The organism is Paenibacillus sp. FSL R10-2199, from assembly GCF_038000235.1.
GTDB lineage: Bacteria > Bacillota > Bacilli > Paenibacillales > Paenibacillaceae > Paenibacillus_AQ > Paenibacillus_AQ phytohabitans.
The window spans coordinates 3,243,397-3,263,129 of the sequence record NZ_JBBOBO010000001.1 but is presented as its reverse complement, the minus strand read 5'-3'; the positions used below and the strand labels follow the sequence as shown (position 1 = coordinate 3,263,129).

General features: G+C 47.5%; 10 protein-coding genes. All 10 read right to left on the bottom strand.

From position 1 onward, the window contains the following. Positions 1-53: 53 nt before the first annotated feature. Complete coding sequence (locus tag NYE33_RS14155) at positions 54-782, bottom strand: NADPH-dependent F420 reductase (protein WP_341066190.1); 729 nt, start codon at positions 780-782, stop codon at positions 54-56. Positions 783-918: 136 nt separating this feature from the next. After that, positions 919-1,659, bottom strand: coding sequence for an oxygen-insensitive NADPH nitroreductase (nfsA, locus tag NYE33_RS14150; RefSeq protein ID WP_341066187.1), 741 nt, complete (start codon positions 1,657-1,659; stop codon positions 919-921). A 332-nt stretch (positions 1,660-1,991) separates the two neighbouring features. After that, positions 1,992-3,413 carry a glycoside hydrolase family 32 protein gene (locus tag NYE33_RS14145; RefSeq protein ID WP_341066185.1) on the bottom strand — a complete coding sequence of 474 codons (1,422 nt, stop codon included), beginning with the start codon at positions 3,411-3,413 and terminating at the stop codon, positions 1,992-1,994. A gap of 112 nt (positions 3,414-3,525) precedes the next feature. Continuing rightward, complete coding sequence (locus NYE33_RS14140; protein WP_341066183.1) at positions 3,526-9,840, bottom strand: GH32 C-terminal domain-containing protein; 6,315 nt, start codon at positions 9,838-9,840, stop codon at positions 3,526-3,528. Positions 9,841-10,037: 197 nt separating this feature from the next. Next, positions 10,038-12,314, bottom strand: coding sequence for a GH32 C-terminal domain-containing protein (locus tag NYE33_RS14135; RefSeq protein ID WP_042139102.1), 2,277 nt, complete (start codon positions 12,312-12,314; stop codon positions 10,038-10,040). Further along, positions 12,311-14,779 (bottom strand): PfkB family carbohydrate kinase, encoded by a 2,469-nt coding sequence (locus NYE33_RS14130; protein WP_042139103.1) that lies wholly within the window; start codon positions 14,777-14,779, stop codon positions 12,311-12,313. Before NYE33_RS14130 ends, NYE33_RS14135 begins: the two co-directional genes overlap by 4 nt. 28 nt (positions 14,780-14,807) lie before the next feature. Beyond that, positions 14,808-16,436: an ABC transporter substrate-binding protein gene (locus tag NYE33_RS14125; RefSeq protein WP_341066181.1), complete on the bottom strand. Its 1,629-nt coding sequence runs from the start codon at positions 16,434-16,436 to the stop codon at positions 14,808-14,810. Between the two features lie 102 nt (positions 16,437-16,538). Continuing rightward, a complete protein-coding gene (locus NYE33_RS14120) occupies positions 16,539-17,435 on the bottom strand; it encodes a carbohydrate ABC transporter permease (protein WP_042139105.1) in 897 nt (298 codons plus the stop codon). A 13-nt stretch (positions 17,436-17,448) separates the two neighbouring features. Next, the gene (locus tag NYE33_RS14115) at positions 17,449-18,402 is read right to left on the bottom strand and encodes an ABC transporter permease (protein WP_371916269.1); all 954 of its coding nucleotides are present in this window, start codon (positions 18,400-18,402) and stop codon (positions 17,449-17,451) included. 229 nt (positions 18,403-18,631) lie between these two features. After that, on the bottom strand, positions 18,632-19,600 hold the full coding sequence (locus NYE33_RS14110) for a LacI family DNA-binding transcriptional regulator (RefSeq protein WP_042139107.1): 969 nt from the start codon (positions 19,598-19,600) through the stop codon (positions 18,632-18,634). Positions 19,601-19,733 lie beyond the last annotated feature (133 nt).

Here is a 19,733-nt window from a genome sequence, read left to right as displayed (position 1 = left end):
TATACTAATGCCGGGGACGGAGGGCAAACGAAGCTGCTATTGGAATACTTAATTCAACTATATATTTCTCTGTTTAAATTAACAATATCTTCATGTGAATATCTTCCTGCAGCTGTTGACAGGTTCTCAATCACTTTGTCCCTTAGGAATGGAGCTTTTTGTTTATTTGCTTTTTTTAATGCAGAGGATAATTCCTCTTTGGTTAGTTCTGTGCAGTATGCCGGAGTTCCTGGCTGCTGTCTCCATGATTCATTTATAGAACCACTATCTACCGGATCAAAGCCAAGTTCATTTACTATACTCATAACTTTTTGCTTTTGCTGCAGATCATTACCGGCAACCGCTGTAGCAATACGTCCACTACTGCCCTCTGGAGTTCCGCCATGTTCTAAAGTATAGGCTAATAAATTGTTGAAGGCTTTAATAATGGGTCTGCCTAATTGATTTGAAACCCAGACACTTTCAACCATCCCGATCTCAATTTCTTCAATTATACCGCTTATTTGCGGATAATAATTTGAAGTGTCAACCACAACAACTCCCTCTCCAACTTTATCTACAACTTTACGAATGCCAGGCAGTGCGTGGAAAGGGATCGATATGATTAGAACATCAATATTTGTAATTACCTCTTCGACACTCACCGATGTTCCTGTAAGTTTTTTACCTTCCAAATGTTCAAGCCCGCGAGCATCTGCAATCTTCACATCATGCCCATTCTCAACTAATTTCCTAGAGATGTTTGACCCGATTGGCCCTGCACCTATAATTCCAAACTTCATTTTGATTCCTCCCAAGTATCCGTTCATGATTCTATTTAGCCTGCTAAGTAAATTCGCGAGTAGAACTTACAAGAAGCTCCTCTCCATCTGCTTAAAAGCTATCTTAAAAGCAGGCGCCACATCACTTGATGGCCTTTTACTTATTGGCATATCCTTGCTTATTTAAGTATTCCAGCATTTCTGGCAGAATACTTCTTTCGAGATGATCCTGTATATGCTCACTCCATCCTTTTACTTTTTTCACGGTGAACGGAGCTTTAACGGGACGGCCCTCATAATACTTCAGCATCGTTTCATCATAAGCGGCTAATTGCTTTTTATCGAGTGGCTGATATTGGTTTTCAAGCAATACCATGGATTGGGGTAACCGCGGCTTCAGTGCAGGCTTATCTCCAGCCGGAACACCGATACATAGTCCCACCAATGGAATCACATACTTAGGTAGGTTCAATAGTTCCGTTAACTCTTTGATATTAGCTTTAACCCCGCCTATAAATACGCCGCCAAGTCCCATGGATTCTGCTGCGGTTAAGGCATTTTGCGCCATCAGCCCGGCGTCCAGTGAACCGATCAGAAGAAATTCAGTATACTCAATATCAACATCCGGGGCAATTTGATGATTCCGGTTGAAGTCAGAGCAGAAAATCCAAAACTCAGCCGCTTCTTCAATATAAGGCTGATTGACACAGAGCTGCATCACCTTTTTACGCAGGCCCGGATTGGTGATTCTAATGATGGAAACAGCCTGCAGAAGGCTGAACGATGAAGTCTGATTCGCCGCCTTAAAGATTGCATCCCGTTGTTCATCTGTCAGGGGTTGACGGGTATAAGAACGAACGGAGGTATGATTGTGTAGCAGTTCAAGCGTAGTATTCATTTAATTGGTCTCCTTTAGGGATTATGTTACAATAATCATTAGCTTGCTAATTATATAACAATGCTTATAGTTGGTTATCAGCCTTGAAACCATCATAAGCTCAAGTGATCCATTTGCAAAGAAGGCAATTTAAATGAACATAGTACATCTATTTGTACCTTTAGAGTAGGAGCGATATCATGAGGGTATGCAATGGAGGATAAAAGCTGCCCTTCTGTCTCATAGTCTTACGCAAGCGCCGGCTCCACATTCTTAACTAAGGGGTAAAGGGCGCCAGGGCGCCCTATGTAACCAAATAGACTTTGTATAATATTTTCTTATTCCGAAAGCTCTTAGAGAGTTTCTACCTTGACCTTTTTAAACTCTGCTGTACCCTGGCTAACGAATACGGCAAGCTTTCCTTGCTGAATGTCGTACATTCTGGCACTCATCGCCACGTCCCCGCCGACATAAATTTCGCAAATCGTGCCGTCTATAAACACCTTCAGCTCATATTCCTGTTCCGGCAGCAGCTTCAGCGGACGTTCCAGCTCCACATCATAAGGGAAGGTTTTACCTCCCTCTTCAGATTGCATAATTGGCCCACGGAAGGTAATTCGGCTGCGCTGGGGCTCCAGCGTGATATAGTAGGCAAAATCAAGACTTTCTCCGGCCCGAAGCATGAACCCCAGCCCCTGGGTCGCCCCCGAGAAACGAACGGCTGTAGAAATCTTGCACTGATCGGGCAACTCCTCCTGTGTGATACAACCTGCAAAAGCATAAGGAGATTCACAGAGCAGCACATCGTCCGTGATCGACCAGTCTCCGGCGACTCCATGGAAGTCCACAGGCACCTGCTTGGCAAAAGCAGAATCAACGCTTTCGGGGACGTTCACGCCCAGCGTTCCGTCTTGGCGTTGTATAATCTCATGAACAATCATATTGCCGCCCCAATCCCAGGTGTCATAGTCTTTGCCTGTAGCTTTGGGCGGGTTCCAGCCGAACAGATCGTCATCCTTCGTCGGATTCCAGCCGAACAGATAACGTTTCTGCCCATCGGATACCGACTTGGCGGCATAATAGGCCCGTCCATCAAAGGCTTCTTCCTGCGGAGTAATCCACGGTCCGTTCAAGGAACGGCTCATCCGGTAAAAGGTGCCGAAACGCCCTGTATAGGAAGAATAGATCAGGTACCACCAGTCTCCCATCCGGAACAAGTCCGGGCACTCATGTGCGCCTACATGCAGGTTCGGTGCATACAGCGGCTCCCGGTACTCCCAATGCTTGAGATCCTTGGACGACAGCAGACCGGTGCAGCCTTTCCGGCTCGTCGGTCCCTTCGCCAGGGCAGCGATCAGCATCCAGTATTGGCCTTCTTCTTCATTCCAGAATACAAAGGGATCACGCCAGTCCGCCAGCTCATAAATTTCGCCGTCCGGACCAAAAGTATCTTCGGGAATCGGCTCCCATGTTTTCATATCCTTGCTGATCGCATGGCAGGCGAACTGCTTCCCTTCTGGAAAGATACAGTAAAACATATGATAGACATCATCCACTTTGAGAATATGGCCGGTCCCGCCTTCAATTTTGCAAGCTCCATCTTCCCTATAGTTCACGAAATCTTTCGTGCCAAGCAAATGCCAGCCATGATCGAGACCTTCCCGGTAGTTGTCTCTCCACCCGTGCAGATAAAATAGCTTAAACTCTCCGTCTTCATAATAAGGGATGACATCCCCTACCCAAGCGTTGTCCGGACGATAAAAAAATTCTTTCATTAATAATTCCTCCATCCTTCTTGAGTATGATGATACTCGGTATAACCGTAGAGAAAGCCGGAGTCATGGCGAAGGCGGACATCACCTTGCCTCCCCGGCTTTCCCTTAGCCATTATTGATTGACTTTATCCAGCAACAGCGAGATGATTTGCGCGCTTTCCGCACGATTTACCGTTTCATGTGGCATGAATAACTGGTTGCCGCGCCCGGTAACTAATCCGAGTTCCTGTGAGGCAGCCACTGCATCTGCAGCCCATGCACTAATCGTACCGGCATCATTGAAACTACTCCTTTGACCGAAGACAGGATTCTGTCCTGTATGGAACAGATACGCCTTGTAGATCATGGATGCCATTTCTTCACGGCTTATCGTTTCCTCAGGTGCAAAGGTATCTGTGCTTCTTCCTGTTACAATCCCCGCTTCGTATGCTGCGGCAATAGAAGATGCATACCAATGCTCAGGTCCTACATCCTTGAATGCGGTTAAGTTCGTCCCCGTTATTCCAAGTGCCCGGGTGATCAGGGAAGCGAACTCCGCTCTGCTTACCTTTTGCTTTGGTGCGAAATCCGTCTCACTCACACCCAGGACAATTTGCTTTGCAGCCATTCTTTTGATTACGTCATAGGCCCAATAAGAGGCATTCACATCTTCAAAGGATTTATCATAAGTAAGGACGGCATACTTGCTGAAATGACTCACCTTTGCCGTCCATTTACCGTCTGCATAGGTTCCACCCATATATTCCAGACTGCCGTCATCTGGGATGTAATAAATGCCCGTTATATCTTGGCGGGAATCCTCCTGTGAGCCCAATCTGATTGTGATGGGTTTGGAGAACTTCTCAAGCGTCAGCTTCGTTCCGTCGGGCTTTACAATAGACAATTTGAATTCGTAGATCTCTCCAGCCACTGAAATGGCTGCCTGATTTCTTTGTCCAATTTGCCCAACCCGCTCTTTGCTCTGCTCTGAAGTTAAAGGTTCCATTTCAAAAGAGATCTTCGCCTGCCCAAGCTCACTGCCCGTAACCATTGCCTGTAAATCCTTCAATACTTCTGCGGGAACTTCAATCTCCACATCTGCATGCTTGATCTTCAGCGCATTCTTACCGTCATTGGCTGCCAGAGTCGCAGGGAATAGTACCTGTCGCTCGCCTTTTCCCAACTCGAATAACAGGCTATTCTGACTCTCCGGCTTGCTTGCCGGAACCACCGGTTTACCCGGAGGACTGCTTGGAACGGCTGTGTCAGTCGGGTTGGCTGGTTCACTTGGACCGGTTGGGTCAGGTGGACCGGCAGGGTCAGTTGGGTCAGTTGGGTCAGTTGGGTTATTCGGATTCGCCGGATTCTGCACCTTAACCGGTACATTGAAATCATCGACATTAATATGTCCGAAGCCGCCTGTGGATTGGTCAACTACCTTAATATAGAGCTCCTCGCCGATATACTGCGAAGCATCCCAAATCTTCCGCTGATACTCCTCATAATTCGTGGCAGTCTCTTTAAACAACTCTTTGCCGTCCGAGGCCCGGACTAGCGCAACATACAGCTTATCGAGATCACGCCCGCCGCTAACCAGGAAATTGAGCTTGCCGTTCCCGCCAAGCACGAAATTCTGTGATTTCAGCGTTCCCGTTAAGCTGTCACCTCCGGCTTCTTCGTTGAAGCCCCATAAATGATAGCCGCCCGGAATTTTATGCGACGGATTGAAGTAGATCGTGTCCCAGAAGAACTTGGCATCGGTCACATGAACATCCTGGAAGGCGTCTCCTTCAGTAATCCAGCCTGTTAGGTCTCCTGTAGCAAAATCATGGTTTGGCAGCTCCGTAATATCGGTATACACCGAATTGTCCCAGTTGTCAGGCACATCGACCGGAGCAGCCGGTTCACCCGTCAATGCATTCATACTCCATACTTCCATGGACTTGACTGTAATATCGTTGTCAGCCCAAACCTGTAAGCCCAAAGAATCGTATCGGCCTACATAGACTCTGGTTGTCAGCTTTTTCTTATCATTGGCAAAGGCTTCAACAACCGAACGGTCAAGGAAAATATGCAGCTTCAGATTCTCTCCGTCCAGATCCACGGCCCCGCCTTGAATCCCGTCTACGCGTACATCCGGATCAATGCTGCTCTTGGTCCGGTTCACATTGAAGGTCCCGTTCGTCTTGTCATAGTAAATCAGTGTTTCCTCCTGGCCGTTATCGGAGCGACGCACTTTGAGACCGAATTTCTGGGCTTCACCCGGATCAATTTCCATCACAATCTCCAGCATGTCACCTTTGACATTATGGATTAATTGATTGGCGGCAGCCAAATTTTCGTCCGTGAAATCAACTACCTTATCTCCCCGGAGACTCTGCAATTCTTCAATGGGCTCAATGCGAAGTTCATCGTGTTCATCCAGGCTCAGGGAAACGGGCAGTGCCAGATTATGAGCCCATCCAGCCTGATATTCAGCCTGCGGCGTTCTTACATTTTGCACCATGGAGTATACGACCGTTCTTCCGTCTGGTGTAACCATCCCGCTCTCGGCGGTTAAATATCCGTCTCCCACATCCATTTTGGTGGGTGCGTCCTGATCAGGTATAAACTTGAAGTTATCTCTATCCCAGGTTCCAATCCAGTAAAAGACTTCAACATCTCTTAGCACATCATCAGCTGGAGGAACCTGCTCCGGCTTCTCATGGGGATTAACCATGAAAATGTATTTTTGTTGTCCTGTACTATCCTCACCCAGCGGCAATAATACCGGCAGTTCCCATACCGTACCGAGCTCTGGATAAAGATTTCTGTCACTAACGTATAAAGGCCCCTTATACTCCCAGTTGTACATATCGTCAGATACATACACCAGTGCTGTACCGCTGCTGAAGTCTTGAAGGCCGGATGTCACCAGCTGATACCACTTATCTGTCTCTTGGTCATACCATACAAAAGGGTCGCGGAACTCATTATGGATACCGTTTCCGTTCTGCTCCGTCACCGGCTCAGGATATTTCACCCATTGCTCCAAATTAGGGTCCGACAGATCTGCCGGCGTCGCCAGGCCTGTTCTTTGATTGGGTGACAAAGCGTCATTGCCGGCAGTATAGAAAAGCACGGGATTGCCGTCACGGTCATAAGCTGCGCTGCCAGACCATGCACCATCCGGGTCAAGAGTACCCGCTTCCGGCGCAAGTGCCGGCCTCACATTTTTCCAATGCACCATATCGTCACTCACCCAATGTCCCCAGTGGATTTGATGCCAGAACGGACCTTGCGGGTTATGCTGATAAAATAAATGATACTGGCCGTTATAATAAATTGGTGCATGCGCTTCATTCATCCAGTTTTGCGGAGGCATCGCATGGTACTGTGGACGGTGCTGATCACCGTCAAATACACTAGGATCCTCGTCAATGTCACCATTCGGAATTTCTGGAACCATCCCGCCGTGAAGCGCCTTCACATTCTCATATTCAGCAAGGATCTCCTGCCCCGTAAGCGCTTTGTTCTGCAGTTTCACTTCATCGATAAGTCCGCTGAACATATTGTAGGAGAACAACCCTGCAAACTCTGCAGATCTATTGTTTTTTCCGATAATCAGCTTTTCCGTAGAAGGTGTAACCGGAACATTAACAGGAGTTGCCTGAGAAGCTACTTCCTGACCATTTAGATATAATTTAATAATTCCGTCCTTTTTGTCGAACGTAGCTGCAACGTAATTCCATTTGTATTTTTCGAGCGGATGGTCCTTGACCCATACCTGAATCCACTGTCCGCCGATCCCAACCTGCATCGACCATGTGCCGTGGCGGTACATCCCCAAAGCGAATCCTTCCGTCTTATCCTGATCGGACTGGTTCACTATAGCAGACAGCTTGTTTCCGTCTCCCCACTCGTAGCTGCGCGGGGCAACCCAGGCTTCAAGCGTTAACGCGTCACTTACAGGAACGGTATCCTTTGCGTCGATCTCAATATCATTTGAGTATCCATCGAATAGCAAGGCCCCGCCTTTTACTCCGCGCGGAGTCCATCTTGGATCTTTGGAGTCCATGTATCTGGCGTCATTAAATACATAGTTTACATCATGCTCAAGATTGCTTACTTCCTCAAGCGCCTTTTTTCCTGCGCCTTCATCAAGGCTCATGTAGAAAATGGTTCCCGTATTATTCGCTCGAAAAGCGTCAACGGAAATACGGGCTTGATTGGATTGATCGATAACCTTGATATAAAGCCTCTTATTGTAGTGCTTCTGCATTTTCCAGGATATCTGCTCATTCGCACTGACGTTCCCGGTCTTCTCAAGCAGCGTGTTAGTGCCGGCATCATATAATGCCACGTAGGCTTCCTGCGGATTAATGATGTCTAAAACAGTGAAGTTAATTGTCCCGGTTCCCTGAAGTGTGAAGGTACTAGAGGTAATCGAGCCCTGTCCTTCCAAGGAGGATTTGGCATAATAGTTACCTTCTTTACCAGCCTGGGCATCATTGCTCACTTGAAAAGCGTTGTCCTGGGCGGTCCAGCTCTCTAAATTCCCGGTTTCAAACCCGGGATTCCGGATTTCGTTCGGCATTATATTATCTGCCATCACTCCTTCTTCAGGTACCAGTTCATTGAAGGTGTGAAAGGCGTCCGCAAAGATTACTCCCCAATCTGCGTACCCATTATCGACGATCTCCACATACAGCTTCTTCCCGATGTACTTGGAGAGATCAGCTTTATATTGCTCCATATTCGCGAGTCTCAGGCCCTGTGCCGGATCCGGGAATCCGGACTCGTTAAATTCGGTGTTGCCGTACCTGGCGATCATGTCCCCTGTATCGGCATTAATGACGTTCACGTATACTTGATCCGTATGCTTGCCTCCGCCCAGTCTGAAGGTAATCCAGCCTGTTCCGCCCAGCTCGAAGGTGCTGGAACGAAGCTTACCTGTCGAAGTCTCGTTATACTTCAACCCGTTTAAATGATAAGTGCCTTCCTGGTTATACGGGATTTGTTCAACCCAAAAGGTGGTTTCATCCGACACGCTGTTCGGACCAAACGCTTCTCCTTCTTCAACCGTCCAGCCTGTTAAGTTCCCGGTTTCAAAGCTGGGATTCTCAATTTGATAGCGTTTGAAATCCGGCTTGATATCCGTGGCGGCAATTCCTTCAGCCGGCTCGGCTTCATGGTACATGAAGAAAGCATCCGCAAAGATCACACCCCAATCCGCGGTTGCGTTGTCGACGATCTCCACATACAGCTTTTTGCCCAAATATCCGGAAAGATCCGCCTTATATTGCTCCATATTGGCAAGCCGTAAGCCCTGTGCGGGATTTGGGAAACCCACGTCCGCGAAGGCGCTATTGCCATACCGGGCAATCACTTGTCCCGATTCAGCCTCCACGACATTTATATAGGCCTTGTTTGGATTTTTGGCACCGCCAAGCTTGAAGCTGATCCAGCCGCTGCCGCTCAGCTCGAAGGTACTGGAACGAAGCACACCGGTCGCAGCCTCGTCATGCTTCCAGCCGTTTAAATGAAAGTCCCCTTCCTGGTTGTACGGAATTTGTTCCGCCCACCAGGTGGCTTCGTCCGATACACTGTCCTGACCGAACGCTTGTCCTCTGACAACCGTCCAGCCTGACATATCCCCGGTTTCAAAACCTGGATTATCGACTTCATAGGGACTGGTTAATTCAATATCCGGCTTAATATCCGTGGCAACAATGCCTTCCGCAGGCTCGGATTCATGGTACATGAAGAACGCATCCGCAAATACCACTCCCCAGTCCGCAGTTGCATTATCGACGATCTCCACATACAGCTTCTTGCCTAGATATTCGGAAAGATCTGCCTTATATTGCTCCATATTGGCAAGCCGCAGGCCCTGTGAGGGATTCGGGAAACCAACGTCCGCGAAAGCGCTATTGCCGTACCGGGCAATCACTTGACCTGTCTGGGCTTCCACGATATTTACATAGGCTGTGTTTGGATTTTTCGCGCCACCTAGCTTGAAGCTGACCCAGCCGCTGCCGCCCAGCTCGAAAGTGCTGGAACGAAGCACGCCGGTCGCAGCCTCATCATTCTTCCAGCCGTTTAGATGATAAGCACCTTCCTGATTGTACGGGATTTGTTCCGCCCACCAAGTGGTTTCGTCCGATACACTGTCCGGACCGAACGCTTCACCATTGACAACTGTCCAGCCCATCATATCCCCGGTTTCAAATCCCGGATTCTGGATTTGGTAGACTGTATCCGTAACTGACAACCCCTCGTCAGCCTTAGGAATAGGATAGACCGCATCCGTAACCGATAATCCTGTGTCAGCCTTAGGGGTGAACGCCTCCCGGGTACTCACTCCAGCTTCGGCTGCAGCCGAGATTCCGGGAGCTACAAGCTGAAGAACCATCACCCCTGCAACCATTCTGGAGATCCATGCTTTGTTTCTTTTGGCTTCTCTCATCAACGAGCCTCCTTCATCATTTCTTATTCATGAAATCATTCATACGTAATTTTGAAATGACTCTCCGTATACAAGGATGCATAGTCATGAAGTAAGAGAGGCGTGAATGAAGCGCTTCCATCAAGAGGAGTGCTAAGTGGCTTAAGTGTTAGTTACATTACCCATCGGGTATAGTAAGGAGCGCCTAGGCGCTCACGTTACCATATAGATTGCATATCCCATATTTCCATAGACTTCACCAATGGCTTACCGTCTCCCCAGAGCTCAAGCCCTAATGCATCCTTGCGGCTTGGATATACCCGGGTCGTCAGGCTTTTCAACCCGTTGGCATAGGCTTCGACCATGGAGCGGTCCACATAGATATGCAGCTTTAGATTCTCTCCTAACAATTCCAGCTTGCCCCCTTGAATCCCCCTACACTTTTCACCCGGATGCAGTGTTGTTTTCGTGCGGTCGACCAGGAGCTTAGCTTCATTGAAATCGTAATACAGCAGGGTTTCTTCTTCTCCATCCGGTGTACACCGGACCTTGATTCCGAGTTGTCCGGCATTGCCCGGTTCCAATTCCAGTTGAATCTCAAGCATGTCGCCTTGTACATCCCCCAGCAGGACATTAGCTTCAGCCAATGACTTGTCCCAGATCGATAACCGTTTCTCGCCCCGCAGCGATTGCAGCTCCTGAATCGGCTCGATGCCCAATCGCCCGTCATCTCTTAAATACACGCTTAATGGCAAACCTCCGTTATGCGCCCAACCCGATTTGTATTCCATTTCGGATGTACGGTCGCCCTGAGCAATTGTAAAGACAATATTCCGGCCGGTCTTCGGATCCACCATACCGCTCGGACCGGTGAAATGAAAATCACCGACATCTATCAATTGCGGTTCTTCCTGATCCGGGATAAAGGAAAGCTTATCCTGATCAAGCTGCCCGATCCAATAGAAGACCTCAACATCGGCACCTTTTCCCACAGGACTAACCAGCAGTAGATGCTTGTTGTCCCCCTGCTTGTCAGTGCCTAAGGGAAGTAGTACAGGAAGCTCCCAGATGGGCCCGAGATAAGGAAACTTCTGAATATCCGCTTCAAAGAATGGGCCCTTGTATGTCCAATTCAGCATATCCTCTGAGGCAAATGCCAGCGCTGCCCCGCCTTCACCTTCAATTCCCGACCCGACCAGGGCATACCAGCCCTCTTCATCCTTCCATACGAACGGATCACGGAAGTCCCCGAATGCGCCCATTCCCTGCTTCTGAACGATAAGCGGCTCCGGATGTTTAATCCACGTTATCAGCTCCGGGTCTCCATCCTGCGGGTAAGTGCTACGGGCAAGCGCCACACTCTGATTCGGCGAAGCACTGTCATTACCTGCTGTAAAGAACAAGGCAGGAAGTCCGTCCGCGTCATAGGCCGCGCTTCCCGACCAGATTCCGTCCGGTGCAAGCTGATCCTTCTCTGGTGACAGGGCCACGGGAAGATCACGCCAATGTACCAGATCTTCACTTACCCAATGTCCCCAATGGATATGGTGAAAGTACGGTCCTTGCGGGTTGTGCTGATAGAACAAATGATACTGCCCTTCAAAATATATTGGCGCATGAGGCTCGTTCATCCAATGGGCCGGCGGGCTGACATGATACTGCGGTCTGTGCCGGTCCGTCAGCAGAGGTGTACGATCCAGCTTGATGTCTTCATAGTTCAACTGCGGCCGGACGCCTCCATGTGCGGAATCCAACACTTCCTGATAAGAAGCGGCAGCCTCCTCATTGCTCAAGGCCCGGTTATAAATCTTCAACTCATCCATGATCCCGCCGAACATATGAAGGTTGAACACTTCGATAAGCTTACTGCTGTGATTGTTCTTGCCAATAAGCAGATCCGTGTCCGCTGCGGCTATACGGGAACCGCGGGGCACAGCAGACGAAGCGATTACTCTACCGTTGAGAAACAGCTTCATTTCCCCATCGTCGCCATTGAATACAGCATTTAGATAAGACCACTCATTCTTCGGCAATTCACAGCCGTCCGGAGACCAGATCTCTGCCCACTCTCCTCCCTCAAGTCCGATTTGGAAGGACCAGGAGCCGTGACGGAACATGCCAAGCAGGAAGCCCTGTTTAGTATCCATATTGTGCTGGTTCACGATAGCTGCGAGCTTGCTTTCATATCCCCATTCATACGTCCGCGGGGCAACCCAAACCCCAATGCTGAGAGCTGATAGAAATTCCGGCTCTCCGTTATGCTCTTCCCCGTGGACAGGATGGGCGATATATGTTGAGTAACCATCGAAGAAGAGGCCATTTCCCAACACTCCCTGTCTCCACGGCGGAGTACAAGGGTCGGTAAACTCCGCATTGTTAAATACGTAGTGTACATCATGCAGAGTTCCGGTTACGCTCTCCAGAGCACTTGCTCCGGTTCCCTCATCAAAGGCCCAATACCTCATTAGTCCCCGGTTGCCAGCTTGGCTGCTCATGCCTCATTCCTCCCTGAAGTCTGCCGTGTTCTAACACTCGGAATTTGAATGGACTTCAGCGTATGGATTTGAAGCGAATTCAGGACAACTTGTCCTGCTCCTGTGCTTACCTGAATATTCTCAATTGGAGCGTCCGGGAAAATCTGATCGGTCAGCACCACCAGGCCATTATCCGCATAAACTTCAACTGCATTACGATCCAGCCAGATGTGCAGATTAAGCTTCCCATTCGTAGCGGCCAAGCTGGCACCGTGACGGCTTGCGAATGCCGGGTGGAAATCAGTCTGACCGCTTTTGGAACGGTCGGTGAACAGCCATTCCTTAGCAGGATCATATCCGATTATAATTCCGCTCTGTCCGCCAGATTGCAGATGGATAGATACCTCATTCCCGGATTGGATATTAATCTCTACTTCAATCTCTATCAGTTCACTCTTCATCTGCTGTATAAAAGGAGTCTCCGACGTAACCGTGACATTGTTCCAGCTCATTGATTCATTACGCAGCTGTTCTATTTCCCGGACAGGCATTTGGCACAGCACGATACTTCCATCCTTACTGGTCAAGGACAAGGTGCGGGGCAAAGTCATTGCCCCTCTCCAGGAGCCGGTAGGTGTCTCGTTAGCATATTTCCAGTTACTCATCCATCCGATGATTACGCGGCGTCCATCCTGCTCCGGAATATCGGACCAGGTAACTCCCGCATAATTATCTCTTCCATAGTCCAACCACAGTATATGATCTGCAGGATTGTCATTGATGAACGTCTTTCCATCGAACTCTCCAATAAAATATTGCGTACGCGATCCTTCTGGACAATTGGGATTATCTCCGATGCTGATGATCAGCACCCATTTCGAACGCCCGGTATCATCCACCGGTAATTGAAACAAGTCAGGGCATTCCCAGACACCGTCATGTGACCCTTCTTCTCTGCCGAATTCACCAGTCAGCGACCATTCACGTAAATTCTCGGATGCGTAGAACAGGGCATGATCTCCAGCGACAATCACCATAATCCACCGCTTACTTTGCGGATGCCAGAACACCTTAGGGTCCCGGAAGTCCACTATCCCCTCCTCGGAAAGCACTGGATTACCCGCGTATTTCTCCCAGGTTACTCCTTTATCACTGCTGTAAGCCAGGCTCTGCCGCTGGCGCGGCTGCCCCGTCTCCGGATGGGTATCTGCATGGGTAAAGATGGCAACGAGTCCGTGCGAATCTTCGAATAAACCGCTGCTATTATTCCAATCCACTACACAGCAGCCAGAAAATATGGCCCCATGCTCATCCGGGAATAGAGCCACAGGTGCGTGTACCCAGTGAACCAGGTCTTCACTAATAGCATGCCCCCAGTGCATGGGTCCCCATTTACTACTGTAAGGATGATATTGATAGAATAGATGATAGCTTCCCTCAAAGTAGACTAATCCGTTTGGATCATTCGCCCAATTGGAAGGAGGTGAGAAATGAAAGCCCGGTCTGAAGCGATCGGCATTACTCTCTTTACTGGACTCTATCATCTGGTTAATTTCTTCTGTCGTAGGCATAGACCCAAGAGCCCCTTTCCGTGTTGTAACTAACGCTCCGCCGGCATTAGCAAAAGTCAGCATGCTGGTGATTTGTTGGCTGGTCAGATCCTGCAGAGAACTTCCGCTCTCCAGAAGTCTGTATAACAAACAGCCTAGAAAAGCATCGCCTGCTCCAGTCGTATCGATAGCCTTTACCTTAAAGCCCGGCACATAACCATCCAGACTAGCCAACCGGTAATAGCAGCCCTTTTCCGCTAAAGTGACGACGAGGAGTCCGATGTCATATTGCTGCTGGAGCTCTTGTGCGCCTTTTTCAAGATCGCTGTTGCCTGTTACAAAAGCAAGCTCTTCTTCCGAGATTTTCAGGATATCGGCATAATTCATACCCCAAAGAATATTCTGTCTGGCTTCCTCCTTACTCTCCCATAATGCAAACCGGATATTCGGATCGAATGAGAGCAGCACCCCAGCTTCCTTGGCCTTGCGGACTGCCGTTCGGGTTGCCGTACGGGCAGGTTCATGGGTCATGGACAACGAACCAAAATGTAGCGCCTGACAGGCTTTGATCCTTTCTAATGGGATATCCTCCGAGCGCAGAAAGGTGTCTGCTCCCGGTTTCCGGAAGAAACTGAAGGATCTGTCACCTTGGTCATCCAGATGTACAAAAGCCAGCGTTGTACTTGCTTCATTCGTAACTGAAACGCCGGCTACATCAACACCATTGTCAAGCAGCGTGCTATACAGTAATGAACCGAATTGATCTTCCCCAACTTTGCTGATCAGTGCCGACTTGGCGCCCAGGCGGGACAATGCTGCAGCTACGTTAGCCGGAGCGCCTCCTGGGTTGCATTCAAACTGTTCTTTTCCCCCAGTTGAACGGCCTGCTGGTGTAAAATCTATCAATACTTCGCCTATAGCGATAACATCAAGCACAGTTTCTCCCCACCTAACTTCTATATATTTATTTTTTTAGATTTGCATTATAACGATCCAATCCCTTTTGATAGATCTCCATAAGTTCATTCAGGCCCATCTTGTCCAGCGTCTTAAGATAGTTGTCCCAAGCCTCATCCGCACCGCCGTCCACAATGAATCTTCCTCTTTGGGTATTTACATACTTAATCAGTTCAGGCTCAATTTTATTGATTTTATCCAATTCCTCTGTCTCAAAGAAGATACTCGGATAGTTTTCCTTTTCCATATAAGGATTGTAGTATTGCTCCAAATCCTTAGCACGCTGCTGAGCACGAGGCTCCATATCTACAATTTTTCCGAATTCATCAAATGTAATGACACCAGGTGCGCCCGATCCAGGAGCAACTTGTTGACGGAATTCACCTGCAGAGGTTCCTTCAGGAAGTGGCAAGTTCACCAATTTCCCGGTTTCATCCTTCTTGTAGACGACATCCAGTGGGCCCCAGTGAATTTGAGCAGTCATGTAGGGCTCAAATTGCTGATCTACCCAACGCATAGTGATTTCGGGATTGCTGTTCGCTTTAGTGATTACAAAAGATCCGCGTCCCGGGCCTCCGCCATTGGAACGACCAATACTTTGATCACCATTCGGTCCTTTCAACGGGGACAGTAAAACATAATCCTTGGCCCGCTCGGTTCCGACAACTTCTTCAACTTCCCACCAGACATAAGATCCCAGCGTTTCATCCGTTGTTTTACCTTTGGCCAGATACTGTGCATCATCCTGAGTGAAGGACTCAGGATCGATCAGTCCCTGTTTATACCATTTTTCATGGAAATAATTCAGTGCTTCCTTGTATTCAGGCTGTGTAGCTGTGAAAATTACCTTGCCGTCACGGACAATCCGATGCTCCAGGTTATCAGGAAGTCCGAAAGCGGCGAACAATCCGGCAATATCCGAGCACCACTGCATGTGTCTGAAGCTTAGCGGAATTTCATCCTGCTTCCCATTACCATTCGGATCCTGTGTTTTGAAGGCCAGCAGAGCTTCTGTATATTCATCCAATGTCTGTGGTACCTTCAGTCCCAGCTTATCAAGCCATGCTTTATTGATGACGTGGAAGAATGGATTGGTCCCCAGGTTATTCTCTTCAAAGGATGGCAGCCCATAGATATGTCCATCTGGTGCTGTAATCGAGGATTTGATATCAGGGCGTCGTTCCAGAAGCGCTTTCAAATTAGGCGCATACTGATCAATTAAATCCTCAAGCGGAATAAGCGTTCCATCTTTACCATAATTAATTAACTCGTAATCAGTGAAACCGGCTGTATAAAAGGCATCTGGTAAATCACCGCTCGCGAGCAGCAGATTTTTCTTTTCTGTATAATCCGTGTCAGGAATATTTTCCCAGTTAATTTTAACGTTAGTTTCCTTTTCCAGACGTTTAAAAATTTCCATTTCTGAGAACTCCGGTGCCAATGAGGCTTTCGGAGACACCATCCTTAAAGACACTGTTTTGTTAACAATCGGAAGACCCGTTTGATTGAAATTCGTCTCCTGATTCTGATTATTACCTGCTTGATTGTTTGCCCCGTTACCATTTCCTGAGCATCCGCTTATTGCGAACGCACCAGCCAACATTACAATTCCCGCACCTTTGAATACAGATTTCATTAGTACATAACCTCCCCTTATTTTGTTTACAAGCGAAAATCATATAATGTTTTCAGTTTCATCCGATTTCGGACATCCCCCCTTTCAAGACCCTGCCTAGTATCATCCCTTAATTGAGCCGATCATCACGCCTTTAACAAAGTACTTCTGCAGGAACGGATACAAAATCAGCAACGGCAGACTGGATACCATGATGACACCGTATTTAATCAGTTCTGTAACGCGCATCTTGGCTGCATAAGATTCCACATCGATCATCATGCCCGAACTGACCTGATTCTGAACAAGGATGTTGCGAAGCACTAATTGTAATGGATATTTGTTCCCATCATTCAGGTAAATCAATGCGTCGAAGAATCCGTTCCAGAATCCGACCACATGGTACAGCACCATTACTGCTAGAATGGATTTGGATAAAGGCAGTACGATACTCCAGAAAAATCTGGTGTTGGAGCATCCGTCAATGGAAGCCGCTTCCCACATCTCATCTGGTATGGAGGACTGAAAGAAGGTTCTTACGATGATGACGTTGAATACTCCGCCAGCCCCGGGAATGACCAGTGCCCACATCGAATTCAGCATGTGAAGATCCTTGATCAGCAAGTAGGTTGGGATTAGCCCCCCGCTAAAGAACATCGTGACCAGCAAAAACCACATAATTATAGATTTTCCAGCCAGATCCTTACGAGCTAACGGATAAGCAGCGAATACCGTCACAGCTACTCCAATTAACGTTCCCACTGTTGCATAAAGTATTGAATTCCCATATCCGATCCATATGGAGGAATCACTGAAGATTCGCTCATAACCATCCAGAGTAAAGCCTTTCGGGAACAGCCAGACCTCACCTGAGTAGATATAATTGGGGTCACTGAATGATGCTACCAGAACAAAATACAACGGGTATAATATAAGCAACATAATGATGGTCAACAAAATGTAGTTGATAATGTCAAACCATACATCCCCACTGCTCTTTCTCTTTGTTAATTGGTTCAAACTAAACTCCCCCTTACCACAAACTGGTTTCTGTCATTTTTTTGGCAATCCTGTTAACTGTGAAGATCAGAATAATATTAATAAGGGAATTGAACAGGCCGACCGCTGTAGAAAAGCTATATTGAGCCTTCTGAATCCCCATTTCATACACATAGGTAGGAATGATATTGGAAGTGGCATAATTTAAATCACTCTGCATCAAGAACGCTTTCTCAAAACCGATGCTCATTATATTGCCTAGTGCCAGGATCAGCAGGATAACAATTGTCGGTAAAATGCTTGGGATATCCACATACCAAACGCGCTTCCATTTGCTCGCTCCATCCACAATGGCCGCCTCATGAAGTTCAGGATTAACACCGGCCAGGGCAGCAAGGTAAATAATGGTGGCGAAGCCTGTCTCCTGCCATATCCCAGATAAAATATACAGAGGACGGAACCAGCCTGCATCGGCCATAAACAGAATGGGATCTCCACCGAGCCAGGTGATGAAGTGATTTACAATCCCACTATTTGGAGACAGAAAAACATTTAGCATACCGACCAGCACAACGGTAGATATAAAGTGCGGAGCATAAATCACGGTCTGTACAAATTTCTTGTATGTCTTACCCAGCATCTGATTCAGCATAATGGCGATGATGATTGGAGCCGGGAAACCAAACAACAACGAAAGGAAACTAAGTGAGAGCGTATTCGTGATGATAGTCCAGAAGTTATAGGAATTGAAAAAATCTTTAAAGTGCTGAAAGCCTACCCATTCACTACCCCAGATCCCTTGACTTGGTGAGAAGTCCTTAAAAGCAATTTGCACCCCGTACATCGGATAATACTTAAAAACGAGGTAAAGAATAATGATCGGCAATAAAAACAGATACAGTTCGTAGTCTCGTTTGAACCTGCTCCATGTTTTGCGTTTTGGTTTGATGATGGAATGATCCACCCCGCTGGTTGTAGAATTCACGATTATTCTCCCTTTCAAAAAAAGTAATCATATTTGAAACGTTTCCAATTTATCTTGAAAAACATCGTTTGGAAGACCTGTAGCCCGGATTAACCGGATGTGTGATGTTATTCGTTGTCTAATCTTAAATAAAATTTACATTGTCGTTTTGAAACGTTTCCAATTTATCTTGAAAAACATCAGTTTGTAGATAATTACACAGGATGCGCTGAAGTTTTCCGATCCTCATGGATCATGTTGTTTCTCCTTGCTTGAATATAACAGGTATGCGATACACTTGGCTTTCTAAAGGTAAGCCTTCAATCTTGTTATAGAGAAGTCTGATTGTCATCCGTGCCATCTCTTCTACCGGCTGCCGGATCGTTGATAAGATCGGATGAAAATAGGGATTATCCTGAATCCCGTCATAACCGATAACCTTCACATCTTCTGGAATACGAATCCCCTGCCTGCGTGCGCTGTCTATATAGTGGGCAGCCAACATATCAGTAATGGCAAAAATGCCATCAACATCGCCATGCTTGTTGATGAACTCGTTAATATAGGCATTCTTATCCACGATGGGATCCGGCTTTTCGTAGATTACATAATCGATTCCTAAAGCCTCAGCCTCATGAATGAATCCTTGCCTCCGGTTCATGGTTTCGCTGAATACGGAAGTGACACTTCCCATAAAAGCCGGTTTCCGGGCTCCCGCTTTCACAAGCTCCCTTAACGCCAATCGGCCACCTTCATAATTATCCGATGTTACACAGGTGATCTTCTTGTTGAAGTGCCGGTCAATGCTCACAATAGGAATGTCATTGCTGACATTATTCTCGATATCGTTATAAGTTATGCCAACAATACCAGCCACTTTGTTCTGCCGGAGCATATCCAGATAATACAGCTCCTTCTCAGGTTTGCCACCGCTGTTGCACAGCATAAGCTTGAAGCCTTCCCGGTCCAGTTCATCCTCAATGTAATAAGCCAATTCTGAGAAGAATGGGTTCCAGATGCTCGGGAGCAGCAACGCTACCATCTTGGATTTTTGCATCTTGAAATTCCGGGCCACTTCATTAGGAAAATAATTCAGTTCTTGTATGGCTTCCTCTACTTTTTTACGTGTCTTGGGTTTTACAGCGCCGGAGTTATTAATGACTCTGGACACGGTACCTACAGCAACGCCGGCTAAGTTAGCTACATCTTTAATACTTGTCATTTAACACCCCCAAACTCTCTATGAAAATTATAATAGCACCAAATTGGAAACGTTTCAATATTTATTTTGAAACGTTTCCAATTTGGTGAACTTCATACAGAACAGAACACATCTCCAATAACCGAAGATGTGT